Below are 19,989 nucleotides of genomic sequence, written 5' to 3'. Positions count from 1 at the left end.
CGGTCGCGGGGCACCAGCACAGATGGAAGGCACCATGACAACCATGAGCCGCCCGCCGGCGGACCCCTCGGAGCTGCGCCACACCCGCAGGCAGCGGCTGCACAGCTGGCTGCTGCTCGGCCTTCAGGACAGCAAGGGTTCCCATCAAGGGCCGGGCGGGCGGACCCTGGCGCACGAGCGGAAGCATGCGTGGTGGCAGGTCATGTGTTTGACCGGCGTGGACTACTTCTCCACCCTGGGCTACCAGCCCGCCATCGCCGCGCTCGCGGCCGGCGTCATTTCCCCGCTGGCCACGCTGGTCCTGGTGGCCGTCACGCTGTTCGGGGCGCTGCCGGTGTACCGCCGGGTGGCAGGCGAAAGCTCCCACGGGGAGGGCTCCATCGCCATGCTGGAGCGGCTCCTCCCCCGCTGGGGCGGCAAGCTGTTCGTCCTGGTGCTGCTCGGCTTCGCGGCAACGGACTTTATGATTACCATGACCCTCTCCGCCGCGGACGCCACGGCACACCTCATCCAGAACCCGTTTGCCCCGGCGTGGCTGCAGGGGCAGGAGGTGACGGTGACCCTCGTTCTCCTGGCCTTGCTTTCTGCCGTCTTCCTGCGCGGATTCAAGGAGGCGATCGGGATCGCCGTCGTCCTGGTGGCGGTCTATCTGGCGCTGAACGTCGTGGTGGTGGCGAGGGCCGCCGCCGAAACGCTGGGGCACCCAACCGCCGTCGGCGACTGGTGGCAGGCGCTGGGGACATCTCACGGAAACCCTGCGCTCGCCGTCGCCATAGCCCTGCTGGTGTTCCCCGAATTGGCGCTGGGCCTGTCCGGCTTCGAAACAGGCGTGGCCGTCATGCCGCAGGTCCGCGGCCGGGACACGGACACGGAGGAGAACCCGGCGGGCCGCGTCGAAGGGACCCGCCGCATGCTGACCACCGCCGCGCTGATCATGAGCGCGTTCCTCATTGCCAGCAGCCTCACCACGGTGATCCTCATCCCGGCAGCCGAATTCGAGCCCGGCGGCCAGGCCAACGGCCGCGCCCTTGCCTTCCTGGCCCATGAATACCTGGGAAACGGGTTCGGCACCGTCTACGACCTCAGCACCATCGCCATCCTGTGGTTCGCCGGGGCGTCGGCGATGGCCGGGCTGCTGAACCTGGTGCCGAGGTACCTTCCCCGGTACGGGATGGCACCGGAGTGGGCCAAGGCCGTCCGGCCGTTGGTGCTGGTCTTTGCCTGCATTGCCTTCCTGGTCACCATTCTTTTTAGGGCCGACGTCGACGCCCAGGGCGGTGCGTACGCCACCGGCGTGCTGGTGCTGATGACCTCCGCCGCGGTCGCCGTCGCACTGTCCGCCCGGCGTCACCGGCAGCGGAAACGCACCGCGGGCTTTGGGCTGATCGCCTTCGTGTTCATCTACACGATGGTCGCAAACATTGTTGAGCGGCCCGAGGGCATCCGCATTGCCGCGTTCTTCATCACCGGCATCATCGTCATTTCGCTGCTGTCCAGGATCGGGCGGTCCTTCGAGCTGCACGCCACCCACGTCCGCCTCGACCGGACGGCCCTCGAATTCGTCGCCGAGGACGAGAGCGGCCCCATCGGCATCATTGCGCACGAACCGCGCAGGCTGACCGCGGAGGCGTACCGGCAAAAACTGACATCCGCCATCGAGGTCAGCCACCTGCCGGTCCATTACGAGGCGCTGTTCCTGGAGGTGATCGTGGACGACTCGTCCGACTTCGAGACCGAACTGCAGGTACACGGCGTGGTGCGGCACGGGTACCGGGTGCTGGAGGTGCACGGGCCCGTGGTGCCGAACACCATCGCCTCCGTGCTCCTGCACATCCGCGACGTCGCCGGGCTCATGCCGCAAATCTATTTCCGCTGGACCGAGGGCAATCCGGTGGTGAACCTGTTGCGCTTCCTGTTCCTCGGCGAGGGCGAGATCGCCCCGGTCACCCGGGAGGTGCTGCGGGAAGCCGAGCCGGATGTCACCAAGCGTCCGTGGGTGCATGTGGGGTGAGCACTTCCCCGGACCCCGGTGAACATGCGCGGCGCGTTGCGTGTTGCGTGCGCGGACGGACGCCGGGCCGTAGGCTCAGCGCATGGCGAAATTCTTTGATGTCCACCCCGAGGATCCCCAGCCCCGCGCGATCTCGCAGATCGTGCAGCTCCTGCGATCGGGCGGGCTGATCGCCTACCCCACGGACTCCTGCTACGCCCTCGGCGCCCAGCTGGGGAACAAGGAGGCGTTGGACCGCATCCGTTCCATCCGCCAACTGGACAGCAAGCACCATTTCACGCTGGTGTGCCAGGACTTCGCGCAGCTGGGGCAGTTCGTGAACATCGGCAACGACGTGTTCCGCAGCATCAAGTCCGTCACTCCGGGCAGCTACACCTTCATCCTGCCGGCCACCAAGGAGGTCCCGCGCCGGCTGTTGCACCCCAAGAAGAAGACCGTGGGTGTGCGCATCCCGCGGCACAACTTCGTGCAGGCGCTGCTGGCCGAACTCGGCGAGCCGCTGCTGTCCAGCACGCTGCTGCTGCCGGACGAGGAGGACCCGCTGACCCAGGGCTGGGAAATCAAGGAACGGCTTGACCATGTGGTGGACGCCGTGGTCGAGGCCGGCGACTGCGGCTCCGAGCCGACCACCGTCGTCGACTTCTCCGGCGGCACCGCTGAGGTGGTGCGCCGCGGCACGGGCGACCCGTCCCGGTTTGAGTAGGGGCGGGTTGGCGTAGCAGCGTGGCCCCGGGCGGGGCGGCGCCGGCTACTCCGGCTTCTTCGCCCGGCTGGGCTGAACGCGGGGCGGTTCGCCCGGCATCTTGGGGTAGTCCGGCGGGAACGGCAGCTCACCCAGCCCGTCCTTGACGTCGCGCTCCCACCACTCCAGCAACGTGTCGATGGTCCCCGGCTTCGCATGCATGTCAGCCCACGGGTCCCCCACCGTTTTCAGCCTGTCCGGGACGGTGAGGATGGTGAAGTCCTTGGGCCTGACGTCCGCCAGCTCGTCCCAGGTGATGGGGCAGGACACGGAAGCGTGCGGGAGGGCCCGGGGGCTGTACGCGCCGGCGATGGTGCGGTCGCGGTTGGCCTGGTTGAAGTCAACGAAGATGCGCTCGCCGCGTTCCTCCTTCCACCAGTTCGTGGTGACCTTATCCGGCATGCGCCGCTCGAGCTGCCTGGCGGCAGCGATTACAGCGTGGCGGACGTCCAGGAACTCGCGGGTCGGCTCAATGGGGGCATAGACGTGCAGCCCACGGTTGCCAGAGGTCTTCAGGAAGGCGTCCAGCCCCGCCTCGGCGAGTACCTTCCGCAGTTCCAGGGCGGCGGGGATGGCGTCGTCGTAGTCGGTACCCGGCTGGGGGTCCAGGTCGATGCGGAGCTGGTCGGGGTTGTCCGAGTTGTCGGCACGCGACGGCCAGGGGTGAAAAACCACGGTGTTCATCTGTGCGGCCCAGACAGCGGCGGCCGGCTCGTCCAAGACCAGCATGGGATGCGAGCGCGCGCTGGGAAAGGTGACCTTGACCGTGCGGATGAAGTCCGGCGTGCCCTTCGGGGGATTCTTGGAGAAGAACTGCTCGCCGTCCACGGCGTCTGTAAACCGCTGCAGTGCCACCGGCCGGTCCCCGTTGGCCCGGATGAAGGCCTCCCCCACGTCCACGAAGTAGCGCGCCAGGTCCAGCTTGGTCAGTCCCAGTTCGGGCCACAGCACCCGGCTTGGACTAGAGACGCGCATTTCCCGGGGGCCGTCGGGCCCGTCGACACTGATGGTGGTCTGTTCACTGGCCATGGGGACAACCTACCCCGCGCGGCCCGCGGCGTCAGCAGTACGCCCGCCGCGATTCCTGCCACGATCGAAGGCGGGCGGACCCCTCCGGCGAGTCCCGCCGTCGTGCACTGAGAAACATCTCCCCGCTCTCTGGGCAGCGGCGGGGCCATCTGTAAGGATGAAACACACCGGGCGCCGCCAGGCGCAGAGCATCCTCGAAGGAGACCCGTTCCATGGTTGAATCCCCGAGTCTGGACCAGGCTGCCGAGGAGTCCGGTGAGTCCCAGCCTTCCGGGGCATCCCAGTCAGGCAACCGCCGCCTGCTCAGCAGGGTGGCCGCGCAGGCTGGCCTGGAGCCGGGCAGCCGGGACTGGACCGCGCTGGAGCAGCGCTTCGAGCGCCACTTCCCCCATCTGTCGAGGCTGTTCCGTTCGCTGTACGGATCACGGCCTGACATTGAGGAACAGCTGACTGCCCTGGCGCTGGAGATCGCGCGTTCCTGGCAGGAGCGGCCCGCAGACCTGAAAAAGCTCGACGCCGGCCGTGAGGGGAACAGCGACTGGTTCCAGTCCAACCGCATGCTCGGCGGCGTCTGCTACGTGGACCGGTATGCGGCAGACCTGGAGGGTGTCCGCGCCCGCATCCCCTATTTCAAGGAACTCGGCCTCACCTACCTGCACCTGATGCCGCTGTTCCTAGCCCCGGAGCCCCTGTCCGACGGCGGCTATGCCGTGTCAAGCTACCGTGAGGTCAACCCGAAGCTCGGCACCATGGACCAGCTGCGCGCGCTCGCCGCCGAGCTGCGGGCCAACGGCATCAGCCTGGTGGTCGACTTCATCTTCAACCACACCTCCAACGAGCACGAGTGGGCCCAGCGGGCCGCCGCGGGCGATCCGCGCTACAGCGACTACTACTGGATCTTCCCGGACCGCGGCATGCCGGACGCGTTCGAACAGAACGTGCGCGAAATCTTCCCGGAAGACCACTCCGGCTCCTTCGTGCAGCTGCCGGACGGCCGCTGGGTGTGGGCCACCTTCCACACGTTCCAGTGGGACCTGAACTACTCCAACCCCGAAGTGTTCCGGGCCATGGCGGGAGAAATGCTGTTCCTGGCCAACCTGGGCGTGGACATCCTGCGGATGGATGCGGTGGCGTTCATCTGGAAGCAGCTGGGGACGCCGTGCGAGAGCCTGCCCGAGGCGCACACCCTGCTGCAGGCCTTCAATGCGGTCTGCCGGCTGGCGGCGCCGTCGCTGCTGTTCAAGTCCGAGGCCATCGTGCACCCGGATGAGGTAGCCCTGTACATCGATCCGGCCGAATGCCAGCTCTCCTACAACCCGCTGCAGATGGCGCTGACCTGGGAAGCCCTGGCCACGCGCAACGTGTCGCTGCTGGCCCAGGCCCTGGAGCGGCGGCACAACATCGCGCCGGGAACCTCCTGGGTGAACTACGTGCGGAGCCACGACGACATCGGCTGGACGTTTGCCGACGAGGACGCCGCCGAGTTCGGCATCAACGGGTTCGACCACCGCCGGTTCCTGAACTCGTTCTACGTCAACCGGTTCCCGGGCAGCTTCGCCCACGGCGTGCCGTTCCAGGACAATCCGCGGACAGGCGACTGCCGCATCTCCGGCACCACGGCGTCGCTGTGCGGTCTGGAGGACGGTTCGGCTGAGGCCATCCGCCGCGTCCTGCTGGCGCACTCGGTAGCCTTCAGCACCGGCGGCATCCCGCTGCTCTACCTGGGCGACGAGGTGGGGCAGCTCAATGACTACGGCTATGCGCAGGAGGATGGCCACGAGGCGGACAGCCGGTGGGTGCACCGGCCGCAGTTCCCCGCAGAACGGTACGCGAGGCGCCTGGACCCGGCGACGCCAGAGGGGGCAGTGTTTGCGGGGCTGCGGCGGCTGGCGGAGGTCCGCGCGGCGACTCCCGAGCTGGCCGGCACCCGCCTGGTGCCGTTCACCACGAACAACCCGGCCGTGTTGGGATACCAGCGCCCGGGCGAGGGGACCGCGGTGCTTGCCCTGGCCAACTTCAGTGACGGCCCGCAGGTGGTGTCAGGGGACACGCTGTCCGGGTTCGCGGCTGAAGCTTTGGACCTGTTTTCCGAGGGGCCGGTCCGGATCGACGAGGGGCTGGTGCTGCGGCCGCAGGATTACGTCTGGCTCCGGGTGGTCCCGGCCGGCCAGACAACCGCCGGCTAGGCACCCACCTTGCTGCGCGTCGGCATGCGTTCGATGCCGCCCGGAATGAAGACCAGACTGCGGAATAGGGGCAGCAGCCGGCCCAGGAACACGGCCCTGTAGCCATGGCGGAGAAACCACGCCTCCACCTTGTCCACGTCGTCCAGTGCCACGAACGGGATCTTGCCGACCAGTGCCCGCGTCCGCTGCCTGCCCAGCCACGCGCCCAGCAGGTGAAGCAGGTACGCTCCGAGGAGTGAGCCGGCGGTCGTCCAGAAAATAGCTTCCAGCAGCGTGAAGCCCCCGCGGCTGGCCTTGAAGCGGGCGAACGGGAGGATGACCTCGCTGGGAATGGGCGGAAAGAGGTTCTCCAGGGCCGTCGCCAGCCCGGCGCCGGGAGCGCCCAGAGCTTCCATCGGGCTCCTCACCCAGCCAGCGATTCCGTCAAGGCCTCCGGCCCCAAGGGTTGCCGCCAGGACCGTCATCGCGCCGCCTGCTGGGTCTGTGACTCTTGCCCGCTTCATCCAGGCTGAAGGCGGCGGTGCCGTAGAAACGCGACGACCATGGCAACAAGGGCCCCGCCGAGCCTGCCGCTGCCGACGGTCAGGGGTGGGATGGGTCGGTAGACGATCATGGGGGTTCCTCCTGGGCGGTTCATGTGCCGTGCCCGGTCTCTTCCGGCTTCTGCATCAACTGTCCGGCCCGGAGCTGGCTGGGAACTTTCGCCGGTCTGTGCCCAGACTGTGCATCGTAAAGCCGTCATCCGGGCAGCGTCCGGATCCGTCGTCCCGATCGGGCATGATTGAGTCATGCCCACCGCTGACTCGCCCATCACCATTGCCGTCGGCGACGGCCACGTCTCCGGCGCCTACGCGCGGCCGGCCAATCCGTTCGCAACGCTTGTGCTCGCCCACGGTGCCGGCGCGGGCATGGAGCATCCGTTCATGCGCGGGTTCACGGGCGCATTGAACGACGACGGCGTGGCCACCTTGCGCTTCAACTTCCCCTACCGCGAGGCGGGCCGGAAGTTCCCCGACCGGCCGCCGGCAGCGATTGCCACCTGGCGGGCGGCCATGGCCGAAGCGGCGGCCCGTGCAGAGTCCGCCGGGGACACCGGGCCGGTGTGGGCGGCCGGGAAGTCGTTCGGCGGCCGGATGGCGTCCATGGCGGTGGCCGAGGGGATGCCGGCCGCCGGCCTTATCTACCTCGGCTACCCGCTGCACCCGCCGGGCAAGCCGGAGAAGCTTCGCGACGAGCACCTCTATGGGCTCGAAGCCCCCATGCTCTTCCTCCAGGGAACCCGCGACACCTTCGCCACCCAGGCGCTGCTGGAAGGTGTGGTGCAGCGCATCGGACCGACAGCCACGCTGCAGTGGTGCGAGGGCGGCGACCACTCGTTCGCGGTTGCCGGAAACAAACGCACCGCCGAGGACATCGGCGCCTCGCTGGCGGCGCCTGTCACCAAGTTCCTGCGCGCTCACAGGCCTGCCGGCCGCTAGCGCGCATGGTTGGGGCACAATTTTGTACCCCATCGGGCAACTAATCCGAGCTGCCCGGGAGCGTCCAATTGAATTCTCCCCGTGTTCACTAGGGCAATTGCCCATATCTGTCTCCGCCGCCAGGTTTTAAGGGGCAAGGCCCCGCAGCAGGAGCAGAAGCGACGGGTTTCCCTATGGGTTACACGACTCCACAATGAAGTCCAGGCCTGCCGGGGGCCCGATTTTGGCGGGGCGAGTTCAGGAGCATTCTGTGGCAGCTCGAAGCAGGCGACATTCAACGAAAGGATCGGATTCCGCTCGTAGGAATTTCGCTGGCGGTTTGGCTCTGCGAAGTCTCGCGGCGGCGCTGGTCCTCGGTTTTGTTGTCTTCGCCTTCGCCCAGGGCCCGGTCAATTCAGATCATCAGCCTGCCGGTGACGTCATGTTGCCAGCGGCTCCTACCGGTAGCGAAGACGCACCGCTCCTTGACCCGAACAACACCCCACGGGTGAAGGTGCCCTTTAGGCCAGTGGTTTCGGATTCTGCCATCAAGGGAGCAACGACGCTGGGTGTTGCGTCGGCACTGCTAAGAAGGCCTCCTAAAGGATCCCTCATGGCTCCTCTTGAAGGCTTGGTCAGGACTTCTCCCTTTGGTTCGCGTAGGAGTCCACTCACGGGTCTATTGGGCGAGTTCCACTATGGGCAAGATTTCGCTGCACCCTGCGGAACGCGGGTCTACGCTGCCGACGCCGGCGTTGTTCGCGCTGCAGGCTGGCACCCCTGGGGAGGAGGCAACAGATTGGAGATTGACCACGGCAATGGCCTGATCACGACCTATAACCACCTCCTGAAGTTAGGAGCCGAAAAAGGCAGCAAGATCAGGGTCGGGGAGGTTGTTGCCAAAGCGGGAACCACAGGATCATCTACTGGATGCCACCTGCATTTTGAGGTGATCGAGAACGGACAGCATAAGGACCCGAATCTATGGAAATTGCTGGACATCCGTCAGATTGACCGCCTGCGCGGGGACGAACAGATGATCAGCTTTGATCCCAGCTCGACGAAGATGTTGGGCTGGACAATTCCCACGATGGCTGGAAAAACCTTCAGCACGGAGGCGCCTGCTCCACCACCTCAACTGCCGCATTGCAGCACCAAACCGCTGCCGTCGGATTGCCCTGCGCGAGACAAGTGCAAGTTCGATCCACAATCACCCGGCTGCCCACCACCCATAGACAAGTGCAAAACCAACCCACAAACACCCGGCTGCCCACCACCCACAGACAAGTGCAAAACCAACCCACAAACACCCGGCTGCCCACCACCCACAGACAAGTGCCGCGTCCAACCCGACGTCCCCATGGCGGACGGCTGTTCCTTCCCGGCAAACTGTGCCACTCAGGCCAACACGCCGGTCCCCGCTGGCTGCCCCCTCCCCGCGGGCTGCGCCTACCAGCCCAACAACCCAGTCACCGCCGGCTGCCCACTCCCCACAGGCTGCATCGTCCAGGCAGACGGCACGATGCCCCCCAACTGTCCCATCCCGGCAGGTTGCGTAATCCAGCCCAACCAACCCGTTACCGCGGGCTGCCCCATCCCGGCAGGCTGCGTCACTCAGGCCAACACGCCAGTCCCCGACGGATGCCCCCTCCCCGCTGGCTGCGCCTACCAACCCGGGGTCGCCGTCACCGCCGGCTGCCCACTCCCCACAGGCTGCATCGTCCAGGCAGACGGCACGATGCCCCCCAACTGTCCCATCCCGGCAGGTTGCGTAATCCAGCCCAACCAACCCGTTACCGCGGGCTGCCCCATCCCGGCAGGCTGCGTCACTCAGGCCAACACGCCAGTCCCCGACGGATGCCCCCTCCCCGCTGGCTGCGCCTACCAACCCGGGGTCGCCGTCACCGCCGGCTGCCCACTCCCCACAGGCTGCATCGTCCAGGCAGACGGCACGATGCCCCCCAACTGTCCCATCCCGGCAGGTTGCGTAATCCAGCCCAACCAACCCGTTACCGCGGGCTGCCCCATCCCGGCAGGCTGCGTCACTCAGGCCAACACGCCGGTCCCCGACGGATGCCCCCTTCCCGCTGGCTGCGCCTACCAACCCGGGGTCGCCGTCACCGCCGGCTGCCCACTCCCCACAGGCTGCATCGTCCAGGCAGACGGCACGATGCCCCCCAACTGTCCCATCCCGGCAGGTTGCGTAATCCAGCCCAACCAACCCGTTACCGCGGGCTGCCCCATCCCGGCAGGCTGCGTCACTCAGGCCAACACGCCGGTACCCCGACGGATGCCCCCTTCCCGCTGGCTGCGCCTACCAACCCGGGGTCGCCGTCACCGCCGGCTGCCCACTCCCCACAGGCTGCATCGTCCAGGCAGACGGCACGATGCCCCCCAACTGTCCCATCCCGGCAGGTTGCGTAATCCAGCCCAACCAACCCGTTACCGCGGGCTGCCCCATCCCGGCAGGCTGCGTCACTCAGGCCAACACGCCAGTCCCCGACGGATGCCCCCTCCCCGCTGGCTGCGCCTACCAACCCGGGGTCGCCGTCACCGCCGGCTGCCCACTCCCCACAGGCTGCGGGGTACAGGCACAATTGCCGACCGCGTGTCCGCTGCCGCTCGAGTGCCAAGTACCGCCGGAGCAGTTGCCGCCCTGGTGTCCTAAGCCACCTGCCTCAGGCCAGGAGCTCGAGGCTTACAGCAATCCGTCACCATGGAAAAAGCGAGCCGGCCGCGGATCACCTCGATTCCAGGAATTGGTGAACTCAAGCTAGGGCAGCCCTACAGGCAGCCAGGAATTCTCAGGCGTGCGCAGCCGCCGGCGCCGCGTTGCCCGGGACGGGTTCGTGCCGCAGGTAGCTGCGGCGGAACCGGCCGGTGCCGGCGGTCAGCGCCCGCAGCTGGACCGCGTAGCGGAGGAGCTCCCCGTCCGGTACCTCGGCGGTGACCTCCGTGACATCCCCGCCGGACGACGTCGTGCCCGTGAGCCGGCCACGGCGCGACGAGAGGTCGCTCATGACGGCGCCCACGTACTCATCCGGGATGCTGATGGTGACGGCGGAGACGGGCTCCAGCAGCTGGATGCGGCCGACGGCTGCGGCCTCACGGAGGGCCAGCGCGCCGGCGGACTGGAATGCGGCGTCCGAGGAGTCAACGCTGTGGGCCTTGCCGCCCACGAGGGTCACCCGGATGTCCACCACCGGGAAGCCGGCCGAGACACCCTTCTGCATCTGCGCCCGCACACCCTTCTCCACCGAGCCGATGAACTGGTTCGGCACCACCCCGCCCACGGTCTTGTCCACGAACTCGAAGCCCGCCCCGCGTTCGAGTGCCTCCACCTCGATGTCGCAGATGGCGTACTGGCCGTGGCCGCCGGACTGCTTGACGTAGCGCCCGTGCCCGGCGGCGGGCGCGGCGAAGGTCTCCCGCAGCGGTGTCACCACGGGCACGGTCTGCAGCTTCACGCCCTGGTCCCGCAGCCGGTCCAGGACCACCTCGCCGTGGGCCTCACCCATGCACCACAGGATCAGCTGGTGGGTTTCCGAGTTGCGTTCCACCCGGAGCGTCGGGTCGCCGGCGGCCACCTTGCCCAGGCTCTTGGCGAGGGCGTCCTCGTCGCTGCGGGTGGCGGCCTCGACGGCCACCGGCATGAGCGGTTCCGGCATGTCCCAGGCGGTGATCAGCAGCGGGGCGTCCTTCGCGGACACGGTATCGCCGGTCTCGGCGCTGCCCAGTTTGGTGATGGCGCAGATGTCCCCGGCCACGCTGTACGGGACGGGCCGCAGGCTTGCCCCCATTGGGGAGTAAAGGTGTGTGAGGCGCTCGTCGCTGTCGTGGTCCTCATGGCCGCGTTCGGCCAGGCCGCGGCCACTGACGTGCACGGCCGAATCCTCGCGCAGCGTGCCGGAAAAGACGCGCACCAGGCAGACCCGCCCCAGGAACGGGTCCATGGTGGTGCGCACCACCTCACCGGCCAGCGGCCCGGCGGGATCGCAGGACAGCGGCCCCGCCGGTTCCCCGGCAAGGTCCGTCACATCCGGCACGGCGCCCTCCAGCGGTGTCGGGAACGCCCGGGTCAGCATGTCCAGCAGCTCGGCGACCCCCAGGCCCGTTTCTGCCGAAGCAGCCAGGACGGGAAAGAACGATCCGCGCGAGACTGCGGTCTCGAGGTCGCCCACCAGGACGTCGACGTCGATATCCTCACCGCCGAGGTAGCGGTCCATGAGTGACTCGTCCTCGCTCTCGGAGATGATGCCCTCGATAAGCGTGCCGCGCTCGGATTCCACCGCTGCAAGCTCATCCGCAGTGGCCTCCCGGACCGCGGGCGCCGGGGACTCGCCGTCGTACTCCGAGACCTGTCCGGACAGCAGCCCCAGCAGTCCCGCGGCGCCGCCGTCCCCGCGGACCGGCAGGTATGCGGGCACCACCGACTGGCCAAAGGCGCGCTGGCAGGCGGCCAGGACGGCGTCGAAGTTCGCACGCGGGTGGTCCAGCCGGCTGATCACCACCGCCCGGGGCGTGTCCAGCTGGGCACACTCCGCCCACAGTGCGGTGGTGGCGGAGTCGACGCCGTCCACGGCCGACACCACGAACAGCGCCGCGTCCGCAGCGCGCAGCCCCGCCCGCAGCTCGCCGGTGAAGTCGCCGTAGCCGGGTGTGTCCAGCAGGTTCACCTTGACGCCGTCGTAAACCAGCGGTGCCACCGAAAGCACGACGGAGCGCTGCTGGTGGATCTCGGACGGTTCCGCATCGCTGACCGTGTTGCCGTCAACGATGGAACCCATCCGCGGGATGGTCCCGGCGGCGGCGAGCAGGGCCTCGAGCAGCATGGTTTTGCCGGCCCCGGAGTGCCCAACAAGCGCGACGTTGCGGATGCCCTCCGGCTTGTCCACCGGCGCTCCGGCCGACGCGTCCGCCCGCCGGAGGTCGGAACTGCCGCGGCCCGGGCCCTTGCCCCGGCCATTAGTGCCCTTTACCGACATGACCATCTCCCGGCGTGCTAGTCGTGAGCCGCCAAGCGGCCTTAGTAAGAAGATTCGACACCTAAAGCTGCTGATCAGCAAGGGGTCGCGGCCCTCAACGCCAGTCCGGCGGTGCGGCGGCGCGGCCCTCCGGAGCCGGCACCAGCGGTACGTAATAACCGTTGCGGCCTCATGCCGGTAGGGGGACGATGGATAACGTGGCCGCACGGCCGGCCCATGCCATCCGACTAGTCGCCAGGGAGCGGTCGATGAGTGCGTGGAATGAAGATATCGGTGCAGGATCGTCCGGGCTGACGGCGGTGACCGTTGTGGAAGGTTCCTCCTTCTGCATCTCCGCCGAGAGCGGGGACGTGTTTCCCGGCCAGCCGCAGGGCGCTTTCTACCAGGACACCCGGATTCTGTCGCGCTGGCAGCTGACGGTCGACGGCGTTCCGCTGGAACCGCTGTCCGGCCAGACCCGGGAACCCTACCGGGCGGTGTTCGTCGGCAGGCCCCGCGGGGCCAACGGGGCGGTGGAGAGCCCGCTGGTGGTGGAGCACAGCCGCCAGGTCGGGCCCGGTCTGCGTGACGACATCAAAGTCCACAACTACTCGGAACAACCGCTGACCTGCCGGATCCAGATCAAGGTGGACGCGGACCTGAGCGACCTGTTCGACGTCAAAGGCGGAAAGGTGGTGCCGTCCTCCGAGCACAGCCGGCAGGTCCGGGCCGACGCCCTGCAGATTGACGCCCAACGCAACGGCATCCACCGCGGCGTGGTCATCAGCGCCCACGGCGCCACGGTCACCGAGGATGCCCTGACGTTCGACGCCGAACTGGCCCCCCGCGGTCTGTGGACAGCCAGCGTATTCACCACGCCCCTGGTTGACGGCGCCGGGCCCGAGCAGCCCTTCACGCATGAGTCGGCTCCGCACGTGGGCGCGCAGCGCTATGCAGCATGGGAGGAACACGTTCCCCGGCTGACCGTGACCGACAAGAACGTGGAGAAGGTCCTAACCCGGAGCCAGGAGGACCTGGGCGCACTGCGCATCTTCGACCCGGACCACCCGGAGCGAGCAGCAGTGGCCGCAGGCGCCCCGTGGTTCATGGCCCTCTTCGGCAGGGACTCCATCCTGTCCTCCTATATGGCGCTGCCCGTGGATCCGAAGCTGGCCGTGGGGACCCTCCAGACCCTAGCCTCGCTGCAGGGCGAGAAGGTTGACCCGGACACCGAGGAGGAACCCGGGAGGATCCTGCACGAGGTGCGGCTGGGCGTCACCGCCGGACTGGCGCTCGGCGGTAGCCAGGCGTACTACGGCACCGCGGATGCTACGCCCCTGTTCGTGACGCTGCTGGCGGAGCTGGGGCGCTGGGGGCTGGCGGGCGACCTCCTGGACTCGCTCCTGCCGCATGCGGACCGGGCCCTGGAATGGGTGGAGCACTACGGGGACCGCGACGGCGACGGCTTCGTGGAGTACCAGCGCGCCAACGAGCACGGCCTGCTGAACCAGGGCTGGAAGGACTCCTGGGACGGCATCAACTTCGCCGACGGCAAGATGGCGGAGGCCCCCATCGCGCTGTGTGAGGTGCAGGGCTACGTCTACAGCGCCTACCTCGGGCGCGCGCTGCTGGCCCAGCAGCTGGGTGACGAGGAGACCGCGGCCAAATGGAACCGCCGGGCCGCCGATATCAAGGCCGAGTTCAACGAGAAGTTCTGGCTCCCCGAGCAGGAATACTTCGCAGTGGCACTGGACAAGGACAAGCGTCCGGTGGATGCCTGCACCTCCAACATGGGCCATTGCCTCTGGGTGGGCATCGTCGACGCCGACAAGGCGCCCCTGGTGGCCAAGCGGCTCATGTCCCCGGAGATGTTCACGGGGTGGGGGATCCGTACGCTCGCCTCAGACATGGGCGCCTACAACCCCGTCAGCTACCACAACGGTTCTGTGTGGCCGCACGACACCGCGCTGGTCGCCGCCGGGCTGATGCGGTACGGGTTCGTCGAGGAGGCCACACAAATTGCCACGGGCCTGTTCGATGCGGCGGAACAGTTCGACGGGCGGCTGCCGGAACTCTTCTGCGGATTCTCCCGGGACGATTTCCCTGACCCTGTCCCCTTCCCCACGTCGTGCTCACCTCAGGCCTGGGCTTCGGCCGCGCCGGTGCACCTGATGCGGACCCTCCTGCGCTTTGATCCACTGCTTCCCCGTGACGAGGTCTGCCTGGCCCCCGTGCTGCCGGCCGGGTTCGGCAGCTTCCGCGCGGACAACGTGCAGATGGACTCTTCCCGGATCACCCTGAGCGCCGCCGGCAGCGAAGGGTCCATTGACGGCCTGCGCGAGGGCCTGACAGTTCTGCACGAACCGCGGCCGCCGCTGGAGCGGCTGATGGCACCTTGAGGAACATGGCGCCGTAACTCCGGTGCGCCCACAACTGAATGGTCTCAGTAGTTAGACGGTCACAGTACATCCGGACAAGGGAGCTGCGGATGCGTATCGGTTTGATTGCGGGGCCTTGGTATCCGATTCCCCCGGCTGGGTACGGAGGCATCGAACTGGTGGTCGACGCCCTGGCCAGGGGATTTTCCAGGGCGGGTCATGAGGTGCTGCTTGCCGCCGCCGCGGACAGCACCTGCCCGGTGGATCGGCTCCCCGGGATGCGTTCCTCCGAACCCGACCTCGTTGGATTCACCTCCTCGGAACTCAGCCACGTCATCGGCGCGTATGCCGGGATGGACGGCATGGTGGATCTGGTCCATGACCACACCCTCGCCGGGCCGCTCTACCGCGGCCGTCCCGAGGGGCTGCCGGTGGTGACCACGATGCACAGTGACCTCACCCCGTCGTACGCCGCTGTCTACGGCGCAGCAGCCCGGGACACAACCCTGATCGCCATCTCCAGGAGCCAGGTCAGCAGCACGCTGGCAGACCGGGTGGCGGCCATCATCCCCCACGGCATGGAGGTGGCCGCCGTTCCGGTGGGGCACGGGCAGGGCGGCTACGCGTGTTTCCTTGGCCGGATGTGCCCAGACAAAGGCGTCGTCGAGGCCATCAGGGTGGCCCAACTGGCCGGAATTCCGCTCCGGATCGCCGCCAAGATGCGGGAACCGGCCGAAGTGCAGTACTACCACGAGGTGGTGGAGCCGCTGGAGGGCCCGGACGTGGAGTTCCTGGGCGAGGTGGGCGGGGCGGAGAAATACGAACTGCTCGGGGAAGCCATCGCCCTGCTCAATCCCATCCAGTGGATGGAACCGTTCGGGCTGGTGATGATCGAGGCGATGGCCACCGGCACACCGGTCGTTGCCACACGGATGGGGTCGGCGCCCGAGATTGTTGACGCCGGGGTCAGCGGCTACCTGGCTGAGGCTCCGGAGGAACTGGCCCGCCTCTTGGTGCGCGCGGCGGACCTGGACCGCAGGACGGTCCGGACCCAGGCCGAAGAGCGTTTCAGCACCGAGCGCATGGTCGACGATCATCTCGCCCTCTACGCCCGACTGACCGGTGTGACCTCCGCCCGGTAATCACTTCCGCGGGGTAATCACTTCCGGGAGTTGGTCCGTGCCGTCGCCGTCGCGGTCCAGGGGTCCTCGGGCCAGGGGTGCTTCGGATAGCGGCCCCGCATCTCCGCGCGGACCTGCGCGTAGGGCCCCGACCAGAAGGAGGCGAGGTCGTCCGTCACGGCCAGCGGCCGCCGGGCCGGTGACAGCAGATGGAACTGCACAGCCACCCGTCCGCCGGCGAGCCGCGGCGTCCGGTCCCAGCCGAAGCATTCCTGAAGCTTAACGGCGACTACCGGCCTGCCGCCGTCCTCCCCGGCCGCGGGATAGTCAATGCGGACGCGGGAGCCGCTGGGCACCTCCAGGAACTCCGGAGCGAGCTCGCCGAGCCGGGCGGCGTCGGGCCACGGCAGCAGCCGCCGCAGAGGATCCGTCAGGTCAATGCCGGAGGTGGCGGCACCACCGGCCAGCGCTTCCAGCTCCGGGCGGAGCCAGTCGTCGAGCCGGGACAGCAAGGCCTGCTCGGACATGTCCGGCCAGGGTTCGCCCAGTTCCCGGTGCAGCAGGGCGAGACGGCGGCGCAGTGCGTCGGCCGCCGTCGACCATCCGATGGCTCCCAGCCCCTGTTCCTCCAGCGCCCGGGCTACGGCGGCGCGCGCCTCCCCCGCGGAAGCCCGCACGGGCGTGGAGGAGAGCGAAATGGCGCCTAGCCGCCGCTCCCGGCGGGCCGTCACCCGGCCCTGGCTGAACGTTGCCTCCACCGAATCGAGCAGCAGGTGCGCTGCGGCGGCCTCGGCTGTGTCCGCCGTCAGCGGTGCGGCGGAGCGGATCACTGCCCCGGTCCCGGCGGCGTCCCGCCCGTCCGCCCGCGCAACCTCGGCCACCGCCAGCCATTCGTGCCCCGCAAGCGGGCTGCCGACGGGAAGGCCGGCCCGAGTGCCGGAGGTCAGCAGGTAACGCTCCGGCCCGTCCCCGGGGACCCGGCGGGCTACCCGGTCCGGGAACGCCAGGGCCACGACCAGACCGATCTGTTCGGCTGTTCCCGCCGGCACGGCTACGGAGGGAAGCCCGACGCCGGTCGGTGCCTGGCGTGCCAGGATGTCCAGCCGCCGCGCCTCCTCGGCCCAGCGTTTGGAGGCGGGGTCCTTGCCGGAGCGAAGCGCTGACACCAGCCGGGGCAGGTCCGCTCCGTTTGCGCGCTGGTCCCCTGCGACGGCGGCCACCACCTCCGCGGCGGTTCCGTAACGGGCAGTCCCGTGGCCAGTGGTTTGGTCACCCAGCAGCGCCGACCCAACCAGGAGGGCGCGTCCCAAGCGGGGGTCGGCGGGGATGCGGGCAAGGGCTTTGCCCAGCTCAGTGGCCAGCCCGTCGTCCGCCACGGCGCCAAGCTCGCGCAGCACCTCGACGGCATCGCCCATCGCCCCCTGCGGCGGGGCGTCCGGAAGTGCCAGCCCACGGCCGCCCGGTGAACCCCAGCACGCGAGGATCAGGGCGGCACCCGTCAGGTCCGACACGGTGATCTCAGGCGTCTGGTGCGCGGGCGCAGCGCCGAGGGTCTTCTGGTCATAGCAGCGGACCACCTTCCCCGGCCCCTGCCGCGCTGCACGTCCGGCGCGCTGCTCGGCCGAGGCCCGGGAGCAGGAGACGGTGACCAGGCCGGTCATGCCGCGGCCGGCGTCACGGCGCGGTTCCCGCGACAGGCCGGCGTCGACCACCAGCCGGACGCCGGGCACCGTCAGGGACGACTCGGCAAGTCCCGTGGACACGATGATCCGGGCGGGATCCCCCGGCTGGCGCCCGGACACAGCACGGTCCTGGGCGGCGAGGCTGACTTGGCCGTGCAGTTCCAGGATTTCGACGCCGGGACCCACCCGGCTGCGCAGCCGGCCGGCCACATAGGACACCTCCCAGGCGCCCGGCAGGAACACCAGGGCGTCGGTGCCGGCGTCCGAGGCAAGGGCTTCCGCGTAGCTCGCCGCGGCGGTGCCCGCCACATGGTCAAGGAAAGCGCGCGTCACGCCGCGACTATCCAGCCGCGCCACCGGGGCAGGCGCCCATGCAGTTTCCAACGGGTGCAGCGCGGAGGGGCAGTCGACGACGGGAGCCGGGCCGCCGCCGACGGCCTCCTGGCATTGTTCCCCGCCGAGGTCTGCGCCGAGCAGCGCCGCGAACCGCGGTGCGTCCAGGGTGGCGGACATGGCGACGAGCATGAGGTCGCCGCGCAGCTGGCGCACCTCGGCGAGCAGGCCCATCAGCAGATCGGTTTCGAGGCCGCGTTCATGCACCTCATCGAGGATCACGGCGGCAGTGCCGTCCAGGCCCGGGTCGGCCAGCAGGCGCCGCAGCAGGATACCGGGGGTCACGAACTCGATCAGGGTACCGGGACCAGCCTGCCGTTCGCCTCGGACGGTGTACCCCACCCTGTCCACCAGCTGCGTCCCGTCAAGGGCTGCCAGCCGCCGCGCGGCAGAGCGGGCGGCGACCCGGCGCGGCTGGGTCACCACGATGCGCGGCTTCCCACCCCTGGCGGCAGCCTGGGCCAGGTTGGCAACCAGCGGAGGCACGAGTGTCGTTTTGCCGGTGCCGGGCGGGGCCTGGACTACCGCGGCTCCGCCGGCGCCCTGCCTTCCCAGCACCCCGGCCAGCTCCGCCAGCGACTCCGCGAAGACCAGGCCGGAACCGATGGCCTGCAGGTCGAACGGGGCGGAAGGTGCCAGGGCGTCCTGTGGGGCATCTTGCGGGAGGGGTGCGGAAGTCACCCCTCCATTGTGCCGGTGGCAGCGGCGCGACCTGACACGGGCACGTGTCTTCCTAGGCTGCTGTGGATGATGACCAGTAGGGCCATGGATCAACTGGCAGTGGTGGTTCAGGCCCGTCGGGTGCCATCGGGCTCGCAACACCGCCAAGATGGTCGAGAGGTCCTAAAGGTTCAGGGCACGGGTAACCGCCCAGGCCTGAGTAGTCGTCGAAGGCCTCGAAGGTATCGGGTTCGTCTGGCCGCTCCGCTGGTTCGGACCAGGTCGGTGGCATGGCCCAGTCCGAGGGCTCTGGCCAATCCTGGCCGGGTGCTGGTTCGGGCCAGTTCTGGCCGGGCGGAAGTTCCTGCCAATCTTGGACGGGTGGTGGTTCTGGCCAGGTGGGTGGTTCCCAGTCCTGATACTCGGCTGGGTAGGACCGGCCCGATGGAGAAATCCAGCCCGGTGGGGCGTCCCGGGTGGCACCGACCGGTCTCCATGGCGTGGTGTGTTTCAGGCGGTGGTGTTTCGGGCAGGGCTGGCCAAGGTTGGCGACGCCGGTGCCGCCGCCGTCGGACCAGGCAAGGATGTGGTCCGCGTCGTTGTCCAGGGAGTGGTTGTTGCAGCTGGGGAACGTGCATTTCGCGTCACGGAGCCGCAGCCATTGGCGCATCGGCTTCGTCAGCCGGTAGCTGGTGCGGCCGATCTCCAACGGTGCCCCGTCCCGCGGGTCGGTCAACACCCGCAGAAACGACGTCCCGCCGCCGGCGACGAGCCGGCGGGCCATGGACGGCGGAATCGGCCCATAACCATCCAGCGTCGCCGGCTCCTCGGTCAGGCCAAGCAGCTAAAACACCGGAACCGTGACCAGGACCTGCGCCGCCGGGGACGGCACACCATCGGCTGGCACCTCACCGGCCCGACACCGCCGGCTGGCACCTCACCGGCCCGGACACCACCGGCTGGCAGCTCATCGGCCGGGACGGAGCCTGCCGGAAGGGAAACTGCGGGAAGGGAACTGCGGCCGGGCCTTCAGCCCCGCCCTCAACCCGCACGGACGCGTCAGGCGGCACCATCGCCGCTTCTGCAGCAGCGAATCCGGCCGCGAGGTGCACCTTCGCAGCCGCAAGCCGGGCTACCAGCCTGGCCGCCTCGGCCACGCCGGCAAGGAAGGCATCCGCCCGCTCCTGCAGAGGATCCGGCTGATCCGGCAGCGGATCCACGCCCGCCAGGCCCGCATCATCAGTCCTGCGGAGCTCGGCAGCCAGCGCCGCGGCAGAGGCACTAATAGCCTCCAACGCCTCCACAGCTGCCGCGCTGTTTTCCATACCCACAGCATGACAGCGGGGTATGACAAAAACGCCACACC

General features: G+C 68.7%; 12 protein-coding genes and 1 pseudogene. 7 read left to right on the top strand and 6 right to left on the bottom strand.

What is annotated here, in order from left to right; genetic code table 11:
- Positions 1 to 34 precede the first annotated feature (34 nt).
- Together QFZ33_RS13810 and QFZ33_RS13805 are read left to right on the top strand one after the other, a co-directional pair.
- The gene (locus QFZ33_RS13810; RefSeq protein ID WP_307028331.1) at positions 35 to 2,011 is read left to right on the top strand and encodes an amino acid transporter; all 1,977 of its coding nucleotides are present in this window, start codon (positions 35 to 37) and stop codon (positions 2,009 to 2,011) included.
- Between the two features lie 82 nt (positions 2,012 to 2,093).
- A complete protein-coding gene (locus QFZ33_RS13805; RefSeq protein ID WP_214851547.1) occupies positions 2,094 to 2,714 on the top strand; it encodes an L-threonylcarbamoyladenylate synthase in 621 nt (206 codons plus the stop codon).
- A 45-nt stretch (positions 2,715 to 2,759) separates the two neighbouring features.
- On the opposite strand, the gene ligD is transcribed toward QFZ33_RS13805, so the two are convergent.
- Complete coding sequence (ligD, locus tag QFZ33_RS13800; protein ID WP_307028328.1) at positions 2,760 to 3,782, bottom strand: non-homologous end-joining DNA ligase; 1,023 nt, start codon at positions 3,780 to 3,782, stop codon at positions 2,760 to 2,762.
- Positions 3,783 to 3,994: 212 nt separating this feature from the next.
- Here ligD and QFZ33_RS13795 point away from each other — a divergent pair, with 212 nt between their 5' ends.
- Positions 3,995 to 5,968, top strand: a complete 1,974-nt coding sequence (locus QFZ33_RS13795; protein ID WP_307028326.1) for an alpha-amylase family protein — start codon at positions 3,995 to 3,997, stop codon at positions 5,966 to 5,968.
- Here QFZ33_RS13795 and QFZ33_RS13790 read toward each other — a convergent pair.
- The gene (locus QFZ33_RS13790; RefSeq protein WP_307028324.1) at positions 5,965 to 6,363 is read right to left on the bottom strand and encodes a DedA family protein; all 399 of its coding nucleotides are present in this window, start codon (positions 6,361 to 6,363) and stop codon (positions 5,965 to 5,967) included. The two genes, QFZ33_RS13795 and QFZ33_RS13790, sit on opposite strands and share 4 nt — an antisense overlap.
- 393 nt (positions 6,364 to 6,756) lie before the next feature.
- Between QFZ33_RS13790 and QFZ33_RS13785 the strand changes: the two genes are divergently transcribed.
- On the top strand, positions 6,757 to 7,446 hold the full coding sequence (locus QFZ33_RS13785) for an alpha/beta hydrolase family protein (protein WP_307028322.1): 690 nt from the start codon (positions 6,757 to 6,759) through the stop codon (positions 7,444 to 7,446).
- A 193-nt stretch (positions 7,447 to 7,639) separates the two neighbouring features.
- Positions 7,640 to 10,093 carry a M23 family metallopeptidase gene (locus tag QFZ33_RS13780; protein WP_307028320.1) on the top strand — a complete coding sequence of 818 codons (2,454 nt, stop codon included), beginning with the start codon at positions 7,640 to 7,642 and terminating at the stop codon, positions 10,091 to 10,093.
- A 136-nt stretch (positions 10,094 to 10,229) separates the two neighbouring features.
- On the opposite strand, the gene QFZ33_RS13775 is transcribed toward QFZ33_RS13780, so the two are convergent.
- A complete protein-coding gene (locus QFZ33_RS13775) occupies positions 10,230 to 12,410 on the bottom strand; it encodes an elongation factor G-like protein EF-G2 (RefSeq protein ID WP_307028319.1) in 2,181 nt (726 codons plus the stop codon).
- 248 nt (positions 12,411 to 12,658) lie between these two features.
- On the opposite strand from QFZ33_RS13775, the gene QFZ33_RS13770 reads away from it, so the two are divergent.
- Together QFZ33_RS13770 and QFZ33_RS13765 are read left to right on the top strand one after the other, a co-directional pair.
- Positions 12,659 to 14,788 carry an amylo-alpha-1,6-glucosidase gene (locus QFZ33_RS13770; protein WP_307028317.1) on the top strand — a complete coding sequence of 710 codons (2,130 nt, stop codon included), beginning with the start codon at positions 12,659 to 12,661 and terminating at the stop codon, positions 14,786 to 14,788.
- Between the two features lie 89 nt (positions 14,789 to 14,877).
- Positions 14,878 to 15,909 (top strand): glycosyltransferase family 4 protein, encoded by a 1,032-nt coding sequence (locus QFZ33_RS13765; RefSeq protein WP_307028315.1) that lies wholly within the window; start codon positions 14,878 to 14,880, stop codon positions 15,907 to 15,909.
- Between the two features lie 17 nt (positions 15,910 to 15,926).
- Here QFZ33_RS13765 and hrpB read toward each other — a convergent pair whose 3' ends face one another.
- The 3 genes and pseudogenes from hrpB to QFZ33_RS13750 all read right to left on the bottom strand — a co-directional run bounded on the left by hrpB (position 15,927) and on the right by QFZ33_RS13750 (position 19,948).
- Positions 15,927 to 18,644 carry an ATP-dependent helicase HrpB gene (hrpB, locus tag QFZ33_RS13760; protein WP_307028314.1) on the bottom strand — a complete coding sequence of 906 codons (2,718 nt, stop codon included), beginning with the start codon at positions 18,642 to 18,644 and terminating at the stop codon, positions 15,927 to 15,929.
- A gap of 52 nt (positions 18,645 to 18,696) precedes the next feature.
- Positions 18,697 to 19,518: pseudogene (locus QFZ33_RS13755) on the bottom strand (HNH endonuclease signature motif containing protein); the annotation flags it as partial.
- Positions 19,519 to 19,531: 13 nt separating this feature from the next.
- Positions 19,532 to 19,948 carry a hypothetical protein gene (locus QFZ33_RS13750; protein WP_307028311.1) on the bottom strand — a complete coding sequence of 139 codons (417 nt, stop codon included), beginning with the start codon at positions 19,946 to 19,948 and terminating at the stop codon, positions 19,532 to 19,534.
- Positions 19,949 to 19,989: the final 41 nt, after the last annotated feature.

Origin of the sequence: Arthrobacter globiformis, assembly GCF_030815865.1 — a bacterium.
In the GTDB taxonomy this organism is placed as follows: Bacteria; Actinomycetota; Actinomycetes; order Actinomycetales; family Micrococcaceae; genus Arthrobacter; species Arthrobacter globiformis_B.
This window is presented reverse-complemented; position numbering and strand designations above follow the sequence as displayed.

What these genes read in the sequence shown, in the direction of transcription:
- QFZ33_RS13810 (WP_307028331.1), top strand. Translation starts at nt 35, where the DNA reads ATGACAACCATGAGCCGCCCGCCGGCGGACCCCTCGGAGCTGCGCCAC.
- QFZ33_RS13805 (WP_214851547.1), top strand. Translation starts at nt 2,094, where the DNA reads ATGGCGAAATTCTTTGATGTCCACCCCGAGGATCCCCAGCCCCGCGCG.
- ligD (WP_307028328.1), bottom strand. Translation starts at nt 3,782, where the DNA reads ATGGCCAGTGAACAGACCACCATCAGTGTCGACGGGCCCGACGGCCCC.
- QFZ33_RS13795 (WP_307028326.1), top strand. Translation starts at nt 3,995, where the DNA reads ATGGTTGAATCCCCGAGTCTGGACCAGGCTGCCGAGGAGTCCGGTGAG.
- QFZ33_RS13790 (WP_307028324.1), bottom strand. Translation starts at nt 6,363, where the DNA reads ATGGAAGCTCTGGGCGCTCCCGGCGCCGGGCTGGCGACGGCCCTGGAG.
- QFZ33_RS13785 (WP_307028322.1), top strand. Translation starts at nt 6,757, where the DNA reads ATGCCCACCGCTGACTCGCCCATCACCATTGCCGTCGGCGACGGCCAC.
- QFZ33_RS13780 (WP_307028320.1), top strand. Translation starts at nt 7,640, where the DNA reads ATGAAGTCCAGGCCTGCCGGGGGCCCGATTTTGGCGGGGCGAGTTCAG.
- QFZ33_RS13775 (WP_307028319.1), bottom strand. Translation starts at nt 12,410, where the DNA reads ATGTCGGTAAAGGGCACTAATGGCCGGGGCAAGGGCCCGGGCCGCGGC.
- QFZ33_RS13770 (WP_307028317.1), top strand. Translation starts at nt 12,659, where the DNA reads ATGAGTGCGTGGAATGAAGATATCGGTGCAGGATCGTCCGGGCTGACG.
- QFZ33_RS13765 (WP_307028315.1), top strand. Translation starts at nt 14,878, where the DNA reads ATGCGTATCGGTTTGATTGCGGGGCCTTGGTATCCGATTCCCCCGGCT.
- QFZ33_RS13750 (WP_307028311.1), bottom strand. Translation starts at nt 19,948, where the DNA reads ATGGAAAACAGCGCGGCAGCTGTGGAGGCGTTGGAGGCTATTAGTGCC.